General features: G+C 75.0%; 11 protein-coding genes. 3 read left to right on the top strand and 8 right to left on the bottom strand.

What is annotated here, in order from left to right; all coding sequences use genetic code 11:
• Nucleotides 1-229: 229 nt before the first annotated feature.
• The 5 genes from ACFYZF_RS24680 to ACFYZF_RS24660 all read right to left on the bottom strand — a co-directional run bounded on the left by ACFYZF_RS24680 (nt 230) and on the right by ACFYZF_RS24660 (nt 5,590).
• Nucleotides 230-1,672, bottom strand: a complete 1,443-nt coding sequence (locus tag ACFYZF_RS24680) for a M48 family metalloprotease (RefSeq protein ID WP_387024538.1) — start codon at nt 1,670-1,672, stop codon at nt 230-232.
• A 100-nt stretch (nt 1,673-1,772) separates the two neighbouring features.
• Nucleotides 1,773-2,456 carry a TcmI family type II polyketide cyclase gene (locus ACFYZF_RS24675; RefSeq protein ID WP_387024536.1) on the bottom strand — a complete coding sequence of 228 codons (684 nt, stop codon included), beginning with the start codon at nt 2,454-2,456 and terminating at the stop codon, nt 1,773-1,775.
• A gap of 132 nt (nt 2,457-2,588) precedes the next feature.
• The gene (locus tag ACFYZF_RS24670; RefSeq protein WP_387024534.1) at nt 2,589-3,815 is read right to left on the bottom strand and encodes a cytochrome P450; all 1,227 of its coding nucleotides are present in this window, start codon (nt 3,813-3,815) and stop codon (nt 2,589-2,591) included.
• On the bottom strand, nt 3,812-4,105 hold the full coding sequence (locus ACFYZF_RS24665) for a putative quinol monooxygenase (RefSeq protein WP_387024532.1): 294 nt from the start codon (nt 4,103-4,105) through the stop codon (nt 3,812-3,814). Before ACFYZF_RS24665 ends, ACFYZF_RS24670 begins: the two co-directional genes overlap by 4 nt.
• A 267-nt stretch (nt 4,106-4,372) precedes the next feature.
• Nucleotides 4,373-5,590, bottom strand: a complete 1,218-nt coding sequence (locus ACFYZF_RS24660; protein WP_387024530.1) for a helix-turn-helix domain-containing protein — start codon at nt 5,588-5,590, stop codon at nt 4,373-4,375.
• A gap of 220 nt (nt 5,591-5,810) precedes the next feature.
• Between ACFYZF_RS24660 and ACFYZF_RS24655 the strand changes: the two genes are divergently transcribed.
• The 3 genes from ACFYZF_RS24655 to ACFYZF_RS24645 all read left to right on the top strand — a co-directional run bounded on the left by ACFYZF_RS24655 (nt 5,811) and on the right by ACFYZF_RS24645 (nt 11,313).
• Nucleotides 5,811-6,296 carry a peptidase inhibitor family I36 protein gene (locus ACFYZF_RS24655; RefSeq protein WP_387024528.1) on the top strand — a complete coding sequence of 162 codons (486 nt, stop codon included), beginning with the start codon at nt 5,811-5,813 and terminating at the stop codon, nt 6,294-6,296.
• 159 nt (nt 6,297-6,455) lie between these two features.
• A complete protein-coding gene (locus ACFYZF_RS24650) occupies nt 6,456-9,188 on the top strand; it encodes a CHAT domain-containing protein (RefSeq protein ID WP_387024526.1) in 2,733 nt (910 codons plus the stop codon).
• Nucleotides 9,189-9,225: 37 nt separating this feature from the next.
• Nucleotides 9,226-11,313 (top strand): hypothetical protein, encoded by a 2,088-nt coding sequence (locus tag ACFYZF_RS24645; RefSeq protein WP_387024524.1) that lies wholly within the window; start codon nt 9,226-9,228, stop codon nt 11,311-11,313.
• Between the two features lie 19 nt (nt 11,314-11,332).
• Here ACFYZF_RS24645 and ACFYZF_RS24640 read toward each other — a convergent pair whose 3' ends face one another.
• Genes ACFYZF_RS24640 through ACFYZF_RS24630 form a run of 3 tightly spaced genes read right to left on the bottom strand, consistent with a single transcriptional unit; the run spans nt 11,333 to nt 16,160 of the window.
• Nucleotides 11,333-13,321 carry a caspase family protein gene (locus ACFYZF_RS24640; protein WP_387024522.1) on the bottom strand — a complete coding sequence of 663 codons (1,989 nt, stop codon included), beginning with the start codon at nt 13,319-13,321 and terminating at the stop codon, nt 11,333-11,335.
• Nucleotides 13,318-14,622, bottom strand: a complete 1,305-nt coding sequence (locus ACFYZF_RS24635) for a hypothetical protein (protein WP_387024520.1) — start codon at nt 14,620-14,622, stop codon at nt 13,318-13,320. The genes ACFYZF_RS24640 and ACFYZF_RS24635 overlap by 4 nt, the downstream gene beginning before the upstream one ends.
• Complete coding sequence (locus ACFYZF_RS24630; protein ID WP_387024518.1) at nt 14,619-16,160, bottom strand: VWA domain-containing protein; 1,542 nt, start codon at nt 16,158-16,160, stop codon at nt 14,619-14,621. The genes ACFYZF_RS24635 and ACFYZF_RS24630 overlap by 4 nt, the downstream gene beginning before the upstream one ends.
• Nucleotides 16,161-16,187 lie beyond the last annotated feature (27 nt).

Here is a 16,187-nt window from a genome sequence, read left to right as displayed (position 1 = left end):
GGGACATCCCCGCCCGGGGCCTCTCCACCGGGCGTCCCCCCATCCGGCGGGGCGGCGGTCGGGCGGGCCGGGGCCCTCGCGAGGACCGGCAGGACGCAGGCCGCCACCAGCGCCACGGCGGCCCAGCTCCGGAGGCGACCCGGCGTGCTCCACAGGACCCGGTCGATGGCCACGCTGTGCCACGCCCAGTGGCCGTACAGCAGCAGCGTGGCGGTGAGCGCGACCGCGGTCAGCAGCACCGCCGCGCCGAGCACCGACAGGAGCGCCGCCACGACGCGGCGGGCGCCACCGGGCAGGGCCGCCACCGCCTCGGCCAGCCCGGCGGCGAGCGCGGCGACACCGGCGAGCGCCAGTACCAGCCAGGCGAGTGCGGCCGGCCCGAACCCGGCCGTGAACGTGGCGTAGATCGACGCGGTCGTCCCGACACTGGGCAGGGCACACCCGGCCGCCAGACCGACGGCGGCGCCGAGCACCCGGGCCCACCAGCGACGCCGGGTGGGCGCGGGATGGCGGATCCAGATCGGAATGGTCGCCGCCGCCCAGACGAGCGCGGCGATCCCCACCGCGAGATCCTCCTTGGCCACGCCGAGCGGCAAGGGCGTGTCGGGGGTGTGCAGCAGCACACGGCGGGCGCTCTGCAGGGCGGACATCGCCGCCAGCCCGATGACGGCCGCGACGGCGAAGCCGCCCTCCCACCGGTCGTCACGCCCAGCGCCGCGACCCGGCCGGACGGGTCCGGATGGGTCGCGAACAGCCGGCCCGGCCTCCACCGCGCCGGACGGTCGGTGGGCTCCCCGTCGTCGGCGGCGGCGACCAGCGCGTCCCGCAGGTCCCCCCGGGCAACGGCGAACCGGTCGGCGGCGTGCTCGCGGCGGCGCAGCACGGCGGCGCGCAGGATCAGCATCGCGGTCGCCGCCCCGGCCGCGATCGACAGCGAGACGGCGTACGACCCGGTCACGGCGGCCGGCGCGACCAGCACCGGGGCCATGGCCGAGAGGAACGCCGGGACGACGAGCCACCCCGCCCACCACGTCGCCGACGCCCACGACACCTCCCTGGCCCTGACGTGGGCCAGCTCGTGCAACACCACCAGGTCGAGGATGTCCCGGCGGCCGTACGCGTGGGCGACGGGCACCACGACGACGGCCCGGCCGTACGGGACGGCGGTCGTGTACGCCTGCGCGTCGGCTGCCCCGACCGGCGCGACGACCACCCTGGGGCGGGCCCGGCCGCGCAGCCCCAACTCGTCGCACCAGAATTCGAACCGCTGCCTGATCCGCGTCGACGCGTCCCCGTCCGGGGGCCGACGCCGACCCCGGCGGGACAGTCCCAGCCGCACCGACAGGCCGTCGAGGAACACGACCAGCCCCGCCAGCGCCAGCATCGCCGTCCCACCGGCGAGCTGCGCCGCCTGGCGGGTGGCCTCGAACCCGGCGGCGCAGCGGTCGTACTCGGCGCTGCGGCCCACCAGGCGGGCGACCTGCCCGCCGTCGGGCGGCAGGTCGTGCAGGGCCGCGCACGCCTGCACCTCGCCCCAGTGCCCGAGGTTGTGGACGACGAACACCATGTCGCCGACGCCCACCCCCACGGCCACGAGGGCGAGCAGCACCAGCAGGTGCAGCCAGCGCAGACCGGGTTCGGCCCCGGTGGCGGCGGAAGAGGGTTGTCCCACCACGCTTCACCATCCGCTCCGCTGTCGACGGTGGTCGGCTGAGCGTAGGTGGACGAGGGCGCGAAAGCTGTCGGGTCGGCGATCCCCGGCGGCGGGGGTCTCAGTCCTCGGCGCGCCAGCGGTAGAACTCCTTGGCCACCGCGTCCTCCGGGCCGCGCCAGGTCTCCGGGTTGTACGGGGTGATGAACGTGTTCAGGTCCTCCATGATCTTGGCGAAGGCCGGCTTGGCGTGGCTTTCCCGCATGGCCTGGGCGAACGCCGCGTCGGTGCGCTCCAGCAGGTGCAGGTAGACGTCGTCGATGGAGTACAGCCAGCGCCCGGTGACGCCCAGCTCGACCGGCAGCGATCCCGCGTCGGACTCGGCGAACACCCGCGCGACGTTGGGCTCCGCCCCGGGCTTGATCCGGGCGACGATGACGGTCATGTTCCCGTCGTCCGACTCCGACGCGGGCACCGAGCCCTCGGCCGGAACCCAGCTGTAGAACTCCTTGGCGACGGAGTCGGACGGGTTCTGCCAGTTCTTCGGATATGGCGTCACGTACGGGGCGATGGCCTCGGCGATCTGCTGGAACGCGGGCAGTCCCCGGGCCTTGCCCAGCGACGCCTTCGGGTCCACGTTGCGCTCGATCACGTGGATGTACAGGTCGTCCAGCGACAGCAGGGTCCGGCCGATCACGCCGAGATCCTGCGGTCGGGTCGTCTTGTCGTAGTAACCGAAGACGTCGCCGACGGTGCCCTCGCTGCCGGGGACGATGTGGCAGACGATCACGGACCGGTAGATCATGGCTGCTCCTCAGGTGGATGGACGTGAACCGGGCGGCATGGACCGGTGGGCGTGGATCGGGCGGACGCGAACCGGGCGGCCAGGGATAGGGCGGACATGGGGCGGGGCCGGGCGGCGGGGCGACCGGGCGGGTCAGACGGCGAACCGGACCGGCAGCTCCAGCAGGCCACGGAACGGCGACGCCGCCGGCAGCCGGCGCAGCTCCTCGACCGGCACCCCGAGCCGCAGCCCGGGTAGCCGGCGCAGCAGCGTCCCGATGCCGATCTGCGCCTCCATCCGGGCCAGCGAGACGCCCAGGCAGTAGTGCACGCCGTAGCCGAACCCGATGTGCGGGGCGCGCTCTCGGCGGACGTCCAGCCGGTCCGGGTCGGCGAAGTGCTCCGGGTCGTGGTTCGCCGAGTTGATCGCCACGCCGACGACCGACCCGCGCGGGATGCGCACCCCCTGGTACTCGACGTCCTCGGTGGCGATCCTCGGGCTGGCCACCGGCAACGGGCCGTCGAACCGCAGCAGCTCCTCGATCGCCGACGGCAGCAGCTCCGGCCTGGCCCGCAGCAGTTCGAGCTGGTCGGGGTGGGTGAGCAGGGCCACCGTCGCGTTGCCGATGAAGTCCGCGGTGGTCTGGTGCCCGGCGAACAGCAGCAGGAAGGTGGTGGTGACCAGTTCCTGCTCGGTCAGCTCCCCGTCGCGGTCGCAGGCGTCGACCAGCGCGCCGATCAGGTCGTCGGCGGGGTGCGCGCGCTTTGCCTGCACCAGGTCGATGAGGTAGTGGTGCAGGCGCAGCTGGGCCTCCTGCACGGCGGCCCGGTCCTTCTCGGGGCTGCGGTTGGCGGACCCGGACGTCCTGATCACCTGCGTCCAGTCGAGGACCCGCTCGTGGTCGGACTCCGGAAGCCCGAGCAGGTCACTGATCACCAGCATCGGCAGCGGGATGGCGAAGTCGCGCATCAGATCGCACCCACCCTGCGGGACGATCCGGTCGAGCAGCGTGTCCACCATCTCCGCCACGCGGGGGCGCAGCGCCTCGATCCGGCGCGGCGCGAACGCCTGCGACACGATCCGGCGCAGCCTGGTGTGCTCCGGCGGATCCGAGTTGAGCATGTTCTTGTTCAACCCCTCCGAGTTCGGCCCGAAGATCCGCAGGTAGTGCTGGCCTGGCCCGTAGAGGTCCTTGGACAGTCTCGGGTCGGTCAGCGCCGTCCGGGCGTCGTCGAACCTGCTGATCAGGTACGAGTCGAAGCGCGGCGAGCTGACCGGGCAGACGGGCCGGTCCGCCCGCAGCCGGGCGTAGCTGGGGTACGGGTCGGCGGCGAACTCGTCGGTGTACAGCTCCGACGCGGGGACGGGGTGCTCGGTCATCGCGACTCCTCGGGCTCGCTCCGCAGGACGTGCAGGACCTGGTACGTGTGCCGTTGTGCGGACTCGCGAAGCTCACGGACCACGCGCAGCAGCCGGTCCCGTTGCTCGCTGCGGCCGAAGGCGTCCAACCGCTCCCGGTCCGCCCAGTCGCTGATGATCAGGTAGCTGCGCGGATCCTCGGCGTCGCGGACCAGGTCCTGACGCAGGCACCCGTCGAGGGTGCGGATCTGTTCGGCGGCCGAGAGCCACTCGGCCTCGAACCGCTGCTCGCAGCCCTCCCTGGTGCGCATCGCGAGTACCGTGCGCACGCCCGTCATCCGGTGCCTCCGGGCACCCGCCGCATTCCGATCATGAGGTCTCCTTCGCCGGCCCTGTGCGAATGGAGTCTGCGGGGCCGGGCGTCACCCCAGCGTCACGGTGCGCCAGAAACTGTGGGCTACCGGTGACAGTCCGTTGACGCCCGCCCCGCCCGGCCGCCGCACGCTCCCGTCGCCGGTTCGCGAATCAGTGACCGGAGCAGCGGTACGCGGGCCGTTCCCACCCGCCTGGGCCGCCCCTCACCCCCGGCTGGGATAGCGGCAGGCGGACCCGGCCGCCTCGGCCTGCTGCCGTTGGTCGAGCGTCACCGGCACCGCCCCGTGCGGGTCCTCCGGCCGAACCTGACGGGCCCGCACCAGACCGGTCGGGCTGTCCCCGCCGAGACAGGCGGCAGCGACCAGGACGACCGGCCCACGGGCCGAGGGGCCCGGCATCGCGTCGAGCCGGACGCTCGCCCCGACCGTCGGATCCCGCACGTCGGCCAGCCTGACCTGCCGCCAGGTTCGCTCGCCGGACACCCCCGGGTCCCCCTCGGAGGTGGCGAAGCCCACGACGTACAGGTCCCTGCCGGTGGCCCGCAACGTCACGGTCCCGGAGCGGCCCGCCCCGGTGACGACGGACAGGTCGAGGCTGGTCGAGGTCGGACGGCCGTTGCGACAGTCCGACGCCCGCAGGTCACGCGGCGGGTTGCCGTGCACGACCGCGGAGGAGACGACCCCGCCGCCGGCCACCTTGAACCAGCGCACGTCCGGCATGCCGCCGGTGTTGTCGTAGACCTTCTCGCCGACACAGAAGCCGGTGAAGCCGACCGTGCAGTCCGGCGGGATGGTGGTCAGCACGGATTCGTCCCGGGCCGCCCCGTCGCGCACGTGGGCGCCGCCCCCGTAGGTCACCCCGGTGAAGACGGCCCCGTCCGGCACGGAGGGACAGCGCGCCGTGCCGGGTGCCGTCGGACCCTCGTCGGGCAGCTCGACCACCGTGACGATGGTGACGATGGTGACGATCGTGGCGGCGACTGCGACGACGGGTACGACCCATCGCGGGCGCGGCGGCCGGGGCGGCCCGTTCCCGGGCCGCCGCACACCGGACGGCGCAACCGCCGACAGTTCGGGGCCCTCCGTGCCCGCGCCGCCGCCCTCCTCCGGGTCGCCGTCCTGTTCTCCGACGACCTGCCGAACGGGCTCCGCCGGGCGCACCCGCTCCGCCGTCTCGTGCCAGCGCCGCCGCCACTCGTCGGGATCGCCCCCACACGCGCCGACGTAGGCCAGCAGCACCTCCAGGGTCGGCAGGCGGGTTCCGCCGGCCGCCTCCGACAGGGTCGTCGCGCCGTAGCCGGCGGATCTGGCGAGCTGACGGTAGGTGGGGTTGCCCGCCTCCACGCGGAGCTTGCGCAGTTCGTAGGCGAGGGCCTGTACCGGGCCGGCGGTCGGATCGACGGGTCTCTCCTGACGAGCCACTCAGTTCCCCTTCACCCAGAACGCCGAGCAAATCCGATTCATCGTTACCGACGCTGTCCAGCCGGCCGGGCGGCTGTCGCGTTTCCGCTGGTGAACACGCATTGTCCGGAATTGATTGACCCAGGTCCGTGGGTGTCCCGATCAAGCGGGCCGGCGACTAGCAATGGAACCGGGACGTCATCGACGCTCCGCACCCGTTCCCGAAACGAAGGAGAAGACGATGAAGGCACGAATGGCCACCATGGCCGGTACGGCCCTCGGCACCCTGGGCCTGCTCGGCACGTTCGCCGCACCCGCTGCCGCAGCGCCGCAGCGCAATTGCGCGGTCAACCTCGACACCGGGGCGGTGACCTGCGCGACCAGCGAGGACCGGGCGCTGCGCGCGGTCGGCGCCCAGGCCAGTCTGGTCATCGCCCGCACCTACACCGGGGCGAACTACACCGGCACGGTGCTGGCCTGGGTCCAGAACCAGGAGTGCACGCCGGCCTACGACGCCGAGTTGCAGTGGGACGACCTGCGCAGCACCGCGGCGGGCGACCTGAACAACAAGATCAGCTCGGTGCACACCTATCACCAGTGCGACGTGAAGCTCTTCGACGGGATCAACTTCACCGGCGCGTCGTCAACCTGGATCGACCAGGCGCCCGTGCTCGGCAACATCGGCGACGGGTGGGGCAACCGGGCGGGTTCGATCAAGTTCTCCTGACCGGCAGCCGGCCGGTCGGCAACCGCTGAAATTCGCACCACCACCGACATGTCGGCTGAGAGGGCTCCCGGACGGATTCGACTCCGTCCGGGAGCCCGTCCCACGTCCGCCGTCCGTCAGGTCCAGTCGTCGGGGCTGAACGTGGCGAGGGGGGAACGCGTGGACGAGGCGACCGGCATCACCGAACGGTGCGTCGCCATCAGCCGGGCGGCCTTCGGACGGGGTGACCTGGACGCGGCGATCGCCGACCTGCACCGGCTCCCCGCCGGGCCAGCCGTCCGGGGCGTCCTCGCGGCCGACCTGCTGTCCGCGGTCCTGCGCTCCGTCTCGCCAGCGGACCGGGACCGGACACGGCAGATCGCCGACCTGCTGGAGATCGCCGAACGGCACCCGCCCGACACGACGGAGTGGCCACAGGTGCGCGCGGCGGCCCGCGCCGTGGTGCTGCTGCGGGCCGGTGTCGACGGGGAGGCGGCGGACGACCGGGCGATGCTCACGGAACTGGGCTCCCTTTTCGACCAGGTCGGCGGTGACGACAACCCGGCGACCGCGCCGATGGTCGGCTCGGTCCGGGCCATGCTCACGTACCTGCAGGCTCTCGAGAGCGGCGACGAGGCCGCGCTGCGGCGCTTCCCGGACGAGGCGCGCCGGATCCGGGACGGGCTGGCCGGCAACCCCGCCATGGCGCACCTCGCGGACATCTTCGCCGGTCTCGTGGACGTCCTCGGGGCGAGCCATCGAAACGAGGACCTGCGGCCATCCATCGCCCAGCTCGGGCAGGCCGTCGAGCACCTGCCACCGGACGACCCGCTGCGTAGCGCCTTCGAGGAGATGGCGGTCATCGCCGGTCCGCTGACCGGAATGTACGGCGACAGCCCGGACGCCCCGGCGCCCGCCCTCACCGACGTGCAACTCGCCGCCATGACAAACCTGACGCTGCGGCCGGAACTCGGCGCGGAGGGCCGGGCGTCGTACCACGGGAGCGTCGGCAGCGCGGCCGTGTACTCCGGCTGGGGGGTCGACCCGGCCCGCGTCGAGCAGGGCATCGAGCATCTCCGCACGGCGGTGGCCCTCGCCGGCTCCGACAGCCCCAAGCGCCCGCTCCACCTGCTGGGGCTCGCGGTCGCCCTGTACCACCGTGGCGAACTCACCAGCTCCACCGGGGACGTCGAGGAGGCGAACGAACTGCTCGAACAGGCGCGAACGCTGGCCGGCGGGCCGGCGCACCCGATGTGGGCGGGCATCAACGAGATGCTGTCGTACACCCGGCGGCGACGCGGAGCCGTGCCGGACCCGCACAAGGCGGCCCTGGAGGGACTCCAGGAACACGCCTGGAGGGTGTTGCTCCAGTCCGACCTGCCGGCCGCCAACCTCGCCGCGCGCCGGGCGGCACGGGACGCGGTCGAAGCCGCCCGGCAGTGCCTCACGTTCAACGAGCCGGCCGACGCCATCCGGGCCCTCGACGCCGGCCGGGGACTCGCCCTCCACGCGGCCACCGAGGTCCGCAACATCCCCCGCCGCCTCGACGACGCCGGCCGGCCCGACCTCGCGCGCCGCTGGCGGGAGGCCGCGGCCACCGGCACGGCGGAGAGCCTTCCGACCGACCTGCGCCACGAGGTGCTGACCGTGCTCGCCGCCCCGGATGGCGGCGGGGCACTGCTCGACGCGCCAGGCCTCGACGAGATCCGCACCGCGCTGGCCGCCCTCGACGCCGACGCGCTCGTCTACCTGGTGCCGGGGGACGGGCCGGTGCCGGGTTTCGCGGTCATCGCGCCGCAGCGGGGACCGACCGGTTACATCCCCCTGGCCAACCTGCACGTCCGCGACGACCTCGACGTCGAGCGGTACCTCAGGGCCCTGGCCCGGCGGGACGCGGCCGTCGCGGACCCGGGCCGGGACCTGACCGCCCTCGACGATCCGACCGACTTCGCCGCCAGCCTCGACTCGATGTGCGACTGGGCCTGGCGGGCGGCGATCGGCCCGCTGGTGGAGCGGTACCTGCCCACGCTCGCCCGTCCCGATGCCGGCCGGCCGCCACGGGTGGTCCTGGTGCCGATGGGGGAACTCGCCCGGTTCCCGTGGCAGGCGGCCCGCCGGTCGGACGGCACCTACGCGGTGCAACTGGTCGCGTTCTCGCAGGCCGCCTCCGCGCGCATGCTGTGCCTGTCGGCCGCCCTCGCCCCCGTGCCGCCCGCACCGGTCGGCCTGGTGGTGGGGGACCCGGACACCGGCCGGGCGGCGCCGGACCTGGTTGCGGCCCGGGCCGAGGCGTACGCCATCCACCGGTCCTTCTACCCCGGCGGGAAGTACGTCGGCCGGCGGATGGACGGCTCGACGAGCAGATCCGGGCCCGGCAGCGTCGACGAGGTCCGGGACTGGCTGACCAGCACCAGCCCGGGCTCCGGTGCCACGCTGCACCTCGCCTGCCACGGCGTCATCAACACCGATCCGGAGTCCGCCACCTCCTACCTCCTGCTGGACGGCGGCGGGCGGTTGACCGCCGAGGAGCTGGTCGAGCTGACGGCACGGTCGCCGGACCGCGACATCGGCCTGGTCGTGCTCGCCGCCTGCCGCACCGGCCTGGCGATCAACGGGTACGACGAGGCGTACAGCCTGGGCACCGCGTTCCTCGCCGGCGGCGTCCGGTCGGTGCTCTCGACCCAGTGGGCGATCCCCGACCGGGCCACCTCGGTGCTGATGTACATGTTCCACCACCACGTGATGGCCGAGGGGCTGCCCGCGTGGGAGGCGCTGCGGCGGGCGCAGATCTGGATGCTGGACCCCGAGCGGTCGCTCCCGGACCGCATGCCGGCACGGCTACGCCAGCAGTTGCACCACGAGGAGCTCGCCCACGTCGCCGCCTGGGCCGGCTTCGTCCACTGGGGATGGTGAGCCGCCGGATGGCGGCCCCGAGCAGGAGAGGAAGACCGTGGCAGAGGAGACCGAGAAGGAGCTGCGGGCCCGGCTGGCCCGGCTGACCGGAGCCGCCCGTACGCGCCCGCTGATCGAGCTCTTCCAGATCCTCGCCGACCGGTACTGGCGGGCCGGACCCGGGCGGCCGGCCGCCCTGCCCGCGCTCGACGGGGCGATCGACTGCCTGACCGAGGCGTACGGCTATCTCCGGCCCGGCGACCCCATGCGGGCACAGGTCGCCAGCCAGCTGGGCTGGTTCATCGGCACACGGCAGATGGCGCACGGCGGGCCGGAGAGCGACCGGCAGCGGGCGGCCGGACTGCTGGAGGAAGCACTCGCGGCGACCAACCTGCCACCCATGTTCACGTGCATCGCGCGGATGACCCTGGGCCAGCTCCACCTGACCTCGGTGGTCCGCGGGTTGCAGTCGCTCGACATGCCGACCCTGCTGGCGGGAGGGGGCCACCGGCCCGCCCGCACGGAGGCGGAACGGGCCATCGACTGTTTTCAGCGGGTGCTGGCCGATGACCTGCTCGGCGCGGAGGTGGCCGAGGGAGTGCGGGCCATGCTGACGTGTGCCGAGACGGCAGGGGACCTGTTCGCCGGGCTCAACGCCGGCACCAGTATCGGCACCAGTATCGACTTCGGGCCGATGATGCAGGCTATGGCCGCGCTCCAGGAGATGCAGCGACGGCTTGCGGACGGGGCGGAAGCCGGCACGATGCCGCGGCTGCCGAACCTCCTCGCCGAGACCGTGGACCCGCTGGACTTCCCCGTCACGGTCCTGCACGGGCCGGAGCCCGTGCCCGGCGACGGCAACCGCGTCAGGCGGTCGGCGGCCCCCGTCGACCTGGCGGCGCTGCGGCGCGCCCTGCGGGAACGGGTGGCGGGCGACGGCGACCCGTACGCCACCCTCGCGGCCCTGCTGCGCCCGGACACGCCGCCGCCACCGGTCGGGCTGGTCGACGACCTGGTGGGACTGGCCACCTCCGTCACCCACGCGGCGGGCGCCGCCGCCACCGCCGCCGACCGGGTCGTGCTGGCCGTGGCGCTGTACCTGCGCGGTCGCGACGACGCCGACGACGGGTGGGGGGACGCCGACGACGACGTCCGGGCCGCCGCCGTGGCGTTGTCGGCCGCCACGGACGACCTGCCCGCCGACCCGTCCGGCGCCGTTCCGCTCGCCGTCGACCTGGCGGGGCTCCTCGACGGGCGCGACCCCGAGGGGCGGATCGGCGACGCCCTCCACGACCGGTTCGTCCCGGTGGCGCAGGCGCTGCGCGGCGTGCGGGTCCAGGCGCTGGCCTGGTCCCGGCCGGACGGGCCGCGCCTGCTGCTGCACACGGACGACGGCAGGTTCCGCGACGGCCGACCCGACGGGGCCCTGCCGCCCCGGGTCGTGGTCGTCGGCGCCGAGCCCCTGCCCGACGACGACGCCGTCATCTCCCACGTCGCCTCCGCCAGGCAGGCGGGCGAGCTGGCCGGGCGGGTCCCGCTCCGGGTCACCGAGGCCCCGGTGCTCGTGGTGGACCCCCGGGGCGGCCACGACGAGGCGGGCCTCGTGCGCCTGTGCCGCCGCCTCTACCCCCGGGCGGTCGTCCTGGGCCGCGCGGACGGGGGCAGCGACGGCCCCGGCACGCCGGAGGAGGTGCGCCGCCGCCTCGACGCCTCGATGCTGCACCTGACCTGCGGCGTCAGCGCCGCCGGGGCGCTGGAGCTGGCCGGGCCGGCCGACCTGGACCCCGCCGCGATCACCGGTCGGACGACGCGCGCCGCGACCGAGGGCGGCCTGGTCGTCCTGCCGCCCAGCGGTGACGGGTCCGGAATGCTCGCCGAGGCGTTCCTGGCGGCCGGCTTCACCGGCGTGGTGGGCTGGACCCGGCCGGTGCCCCGCCCGGTCGCCACGCTGATGCTGGCCGTCCTGCACACCGGGCTGGTCCGCGGCGGGCTACGGCCGGCCGCCGCCGTCCGCGCGGTGCGCCGGTGGCTGGCGTCCCCGGACCGTACGACGCCGGCCGGGCTGGCACCGGCCCCCATGGACGTCACCGGCCCGGCCCTCGCGGACCCGGCGTACCGCAGCGCCATGGTGTACCACGGGATCTGAGCCGGCCGACGCCGCCGGCTCAGTTCCCGGGCCCGGGAATCTCGATCACGAGGGGGACGGTGACGGTCGCCCAGTCGTACGCGCCGTCCGCGGCGGACGCCGCCAGGTCGCGGTGCTGGACGGCGCGACCGACCCGGTCGAGGAAGCCCCGGACGGCGAGCGGCCCCCGGGCCACGCCGCTCGGGTCGCCCAGCGCCGGCATCTCGAACGGCTCCGGGCTGAACTGTTCCTCCGCCACCACCAGCTTCAGCCATTCCCGCGCGCGCCTCCCCGGTTCGACCACGGAGCCGGCCGGCAGGGACGCCACCACCCGGCGTCCCCGTAGGGCCCCCGTACGCCCACCCGGGGCGACGTGGTCGCCCGGAAACAGGTCAGCGTGGACCCGGAACCGCTCGGTCAGGTCCAGCAGGACGCAGAACAGCCGCCGGTCGCTGCGGTTGTGCAGCCGGACGAAGAACCTGGGCGGCACCCACCCGGTCGGGCCGGGCTCGTAGCGGAGCCTGATTACGCCGTCCCCGTCCGCCTCGACGGGCGCGCGGGTGAGCGGCACGATCCTCTCCCCCGGTCGCGCCGCGACCACCTCGACGGCCATCGCGCCCGCCAACTCGGTCACCGGGTTGGTGAGGTCGCGCAGCTGCCGCCACCGGGCGATGTGCTCCAGCGCCCGGACGGCCCGCCGCGCCCCGCCGCCGACGACGCCGGTCAGGTCCCCGGTCAACCGGACGCCGTGCCGGTCCTCCACCCGGGCCACGCCCGGGCTCGGTGTCCGTACCCGCAGTTCCGGGACCGTGTCGGTGCCGGCCGGGTCGACCGGACGCAGGTGCGCCGACGGCCCGCCGTCCGGCCCGGCCGTGCCGAGCGCGGCGAGTACGGCGGCGACCGTGGCACGGTCCTGGTCCGCGCCGCCCACCGCCACGGTGGTGGCCGGCAGCGGCACCCGGCTGAGCACCACCCGGTACTGCCTGTCCGGCTCGGGCCGCCACCCCACCGGTTCCACCAGGCTCCGTTCGGCGAGCACCTGGACGACCTCGGCCTCCCGCGCCGGCGACCCGCCGACGACGGCGACGCGGACCGCGTCCGCCGTGGCGTCGGGGGGCGGCAGCAGCCCGTGACAGCCTCCGGCGTTGACCTCCCACCCGTCGCGGGCGTACCGCAGCACCAGGCCGGACGGCGGCGGCGCGAGGCGTCCACCGAGGAAGGGCCGGTCGGCGATGCCGCGACCGGGCGGAACGAGCTGCGGCACCTGCTGGTACGCGTTCTGCTCCACCTCGGCCTGCGCGGCGATCAGCAGGTCCCGGTACGTCGCCGTCGGGCCGAGCCGACCGAGGGCGCGCAGCAGCGCCCAGCTGAACAGCCCCCGCCGCCGGCCGCCCAGGTCCATCTCCTGCGCCGCCTCGTGTGATCGGCTGGCGGCCAGGACGACGTGGTCCGGCGCGGGCGGTGACGGGGGCTCGTCGTCCGCCAGCTCCGGCAGCAGCAGTTCCCGCCCTGGCGACGCCGGCATCGGCTCCACCGCGCGGGCCCGCGCGCCCGGTTCCCGCTCCTCAAGTTTCCGGGTGGCGCCCGCGGAGTGGCAGCTGTCGAGCACCACGGCCACGTGTCCCGCCCGGCGGGCGACCTCGTCGAGCAGGATCGACAGCTCCTTGTCCAGCAGGTCGGGCACGCCGCCGTCGCGGCTGTCCGCGCAGACCAGGGTCTGCACCAGGTGGGACGGCTCGGCGTACCACCACTGTGGGGCGGGAGCCTGCGACCCGTGTCCGCTGAACCAGAACAGGGCGGTGTCCACGGAGCGGGCCCGACCGAGATGGGACCGCAGCGCCCCGATCACCGCCGCCCGGGTGGCCTGCCCGTCGGACAGCACGAGCGCGTCGAGGTCGACGCCGGGGGCCGTGCGGGTCTGCAGGTAGGCCAGGGCGTAGCCGATGTCGGCCCGGCACCCGCGCAGGTCGGGCACCGCCGGTGAGCGGTACCTGTCGATGCCGACCAGCAGGGCGTACAGGGTGCTCATCCGGCCTCGTCCGGGCCGACGTACAGCCAGCCGTGTTCGACGAAGTCCTTGGCCGGCAGGTCCACCGTGACCGGGGCGAAGTCGGCCGGCAGGGGTGGTTGGGTCGCGTGCGCGATGACGTCCTGGAACAGCACGTCGGGCAGTCCGAGGACGAAGTCGACGGCCGGTCGGGCGGCCAACGCGTCCCGTAGGGGCGGGCTGTCGAGGATGCGGTGCACCGCGACGGCCGCCACGCCGACCCAGCCGTTGGCCGCCGCCTTGACCAGTCCCCGGTGCAGCGCGACCCTCAGCCGCAGCCGGTCCGCCGGTGCCCGGCCCGTGTTCAGCTCCCGGAGGTGCCGCTCCAGGCCGCACACCAGACGGGAGATCACCACGGCCTCGTCGATGCCGACCGGCAACACGGTGAACTGGCCGTCGCCCTGCGGCTGGGGGGTGACGTCGGAGTCCGACACGCCGGCCGCCCGCCGGGCCAGGGACAGCAGCGCGACCAGGTCCCGCTGGACCTGCTCGGCGGCGGTGGTGCTGCGTCTGCTGTAGCCGGACACGTCGGCGGCCATGCACAGCCGGACCGCCGCGCCGTCCACGGGGCAGCCCGGGGAGAGCGTCTCGTCGAACCTCACCGACTCGCGCAGGCCGGCGCTGTACCGCTCCCGGCCGCTGGCGACCCGCACCCGGACGTCGAGGGTGCCGGCGACCCGCGTCGTCCCGGCGGGCAGCTCCAGCAGCGCGTGCATGCCGTGGGCGCGGGGCACCAGCAGCTCGCCGCGTGGGTCCTCGTACGTCCAGCCGAACTCGTGGTGGTGGATTCCGAACACGTGGGCGCGGGGCGTGGCCGCCCGGCTCGCCAGCCGGCGCAGCCAGCCCGGACGGGACCGGGTCGCCGCCAGGACGTGTGCCGCGGTCGCCGACGCCGGCTCGGCGTCGTCGGCCGGACAGGTCAGGCCGAGCGCGCCGCCGTCGCCGTCCAACCGCGCGGCCAACGCCCGCACGTCGGCCAGCGTCACCTCGAAGCACGCGGCCGTGTACCGCTGCCCCCTCGGCAGGGCGTCGAGGTCGAAGGCGAACAGCGCCCCGACGTACGACCCGCCCGTCGCCTCGGCCCGGCGGCGCAGGTACACCGGCAGGTCCCGGACGGGCACGGGGTACAGCAGGGGCCGCCCGCAGCGCACCGGGATCGGGGCGGCGGCCAGCCCTCCGTCCGGGGCCCGGTCCCCGGTCGGGACCAGTTCGCCGTGGGCGAGCAGGTCGGCTTCCCGCAGCTCGTCGACCGCGCCCTCGCACCGGTCGTCCGCGCCGGTCACCGGGCCACCCCCGGGACGCTCGCTACCCCGCCGCGTCGCACGGGCGCGGCGTGCCGCCAGGTGAACGCCGCGCCGCCCAGTTCCACGGTCTCGCCCGGGCCGCAGGTGCCGTCCTGCCGGCCGGCGGCCGAGCCGTCCGGGGAGTAGCGGATCACCAGGCGGATCTCGGCGGACGCGGCGGAGCTACGGGACGCGGTCACCTCGCCGTACCCGGGCAGCCCCGCCGATCCGGCGGTGAGCGCGGCCCGCCGGCCCGCCAGCGGCAGCTCGCGCTCCTCCCCGCCGGGCGCGCGGACCCGCAGCGTCCCGGCGAGGGGCGGGGCCAGCCGCCGCCGGCGCCACCACCATCCGACCCCGGCCAGGGCCAGCAGCAGGACCCCGCCGGCGGCCCACCACCGGAGGCTGCCGCGCTCGGCGGAGAGGGACAGGCGGGTCGCCCCGCCGTCCAGTCGCGGCGCGAAGGTCAGCCCGAGTTCACCGGTCAGCACGTCCGCCCACGGTGAACCCACGTCGCCGCTGAGGGTCAGCGTAGGGCCCGCCGTGACCTGGGACAGCGGCGCCACCCGGCGGGGTCCGGCGTCCCAGTCGACGGTCACCGGCACGGTCGCGGTGCCGCCGGCCGGCAGCTCGACCGGGCCGCCCGGCACCGTGACCCGGAGGTCCGGCCGGTCGCTGCGCACGACGAGGCGATCGACCACCAGCGGGATTCTCGTGGTGGTCGACCGGAGCCGGACCTCCAGCCGGGTCCGGCCGGCGTCCAGCCGGCTGGCGGCGGCGGGCCAGGTCACCTGGACGCCGTGGGTCACGTCGTCGCCGAGCACGCTGCGGGCCTTCGCCGCGCGGGCTGCGGACTTGGGCTTCTCCAACTGCTCGCCCAGCCGGTCGATCGACGCGGGTGCGAGAATCCGGGCACCCGGGTAGACCCTGGCCAGCAGCGGCGCGCCGGTCGACCCCGCCAGGGGCACGGCGTACGCGTTCAGGGAGGTCTTCCGCAACGACCGGCCGGTCCCGGCCAACTGGTTCCACGCGTACCCCTGCTCGAACGGGTACGCGCTGCCGGCCGGCGGGTCGTGCCGCCCGTCGGTGAGCATGACGACCGTGGCGATCTGCGGCGTGCCCTGGCGGTTCAGCAGCCGCAGGCTCGCCTCGATCGCCGCGCCGATGTCGGTGTGCCGCCCGTCGGCGGTGCGCGGCAGCTTGCCGACGACCTGGTCGGGAGAACGACCGACCGGGCCGTCGTGGACCACCCGCGCCGAGTCCGCGAAGGTCACCAACGCGATCCGGTCGTCCGGCGCGAGCGCGGCGAGGAACGACCGCAGCGACGCCTTCACCCGCTCGTACCGCCCGCCCTCGCGCATCGAACGGGACACGTCCACCAGCACCACGTAGTCGCCCGCCACCCGGTTGACGCCGAGCGCCGCGTACACCTCGTCACCGGTCGCCGGGGCCGCCGTCACCGGGCCGCCGGGCAGGCCCACGGCGGCCAGCGCCGCGAGCGCCGCCAGGAAACCCGTGGCCGTACGTCGAACACTGCCCACTGATCGTCCTCCGCCCGTGCCGTCCGT

Origin of the sequence: Micromonospora sp. NPDC001898 (assembly GCF_042891255.1) — a bacterium.
GTDB lineage: Bacteria > Actinomycetota > Actinomycetes > Mycobacteriales > Micromonosporaceae > Micromonospora.
Note: the sequence above shows the minus strand (reverse complement) of the source record. Positions and strands in the feature narration are given on the sequence as shown.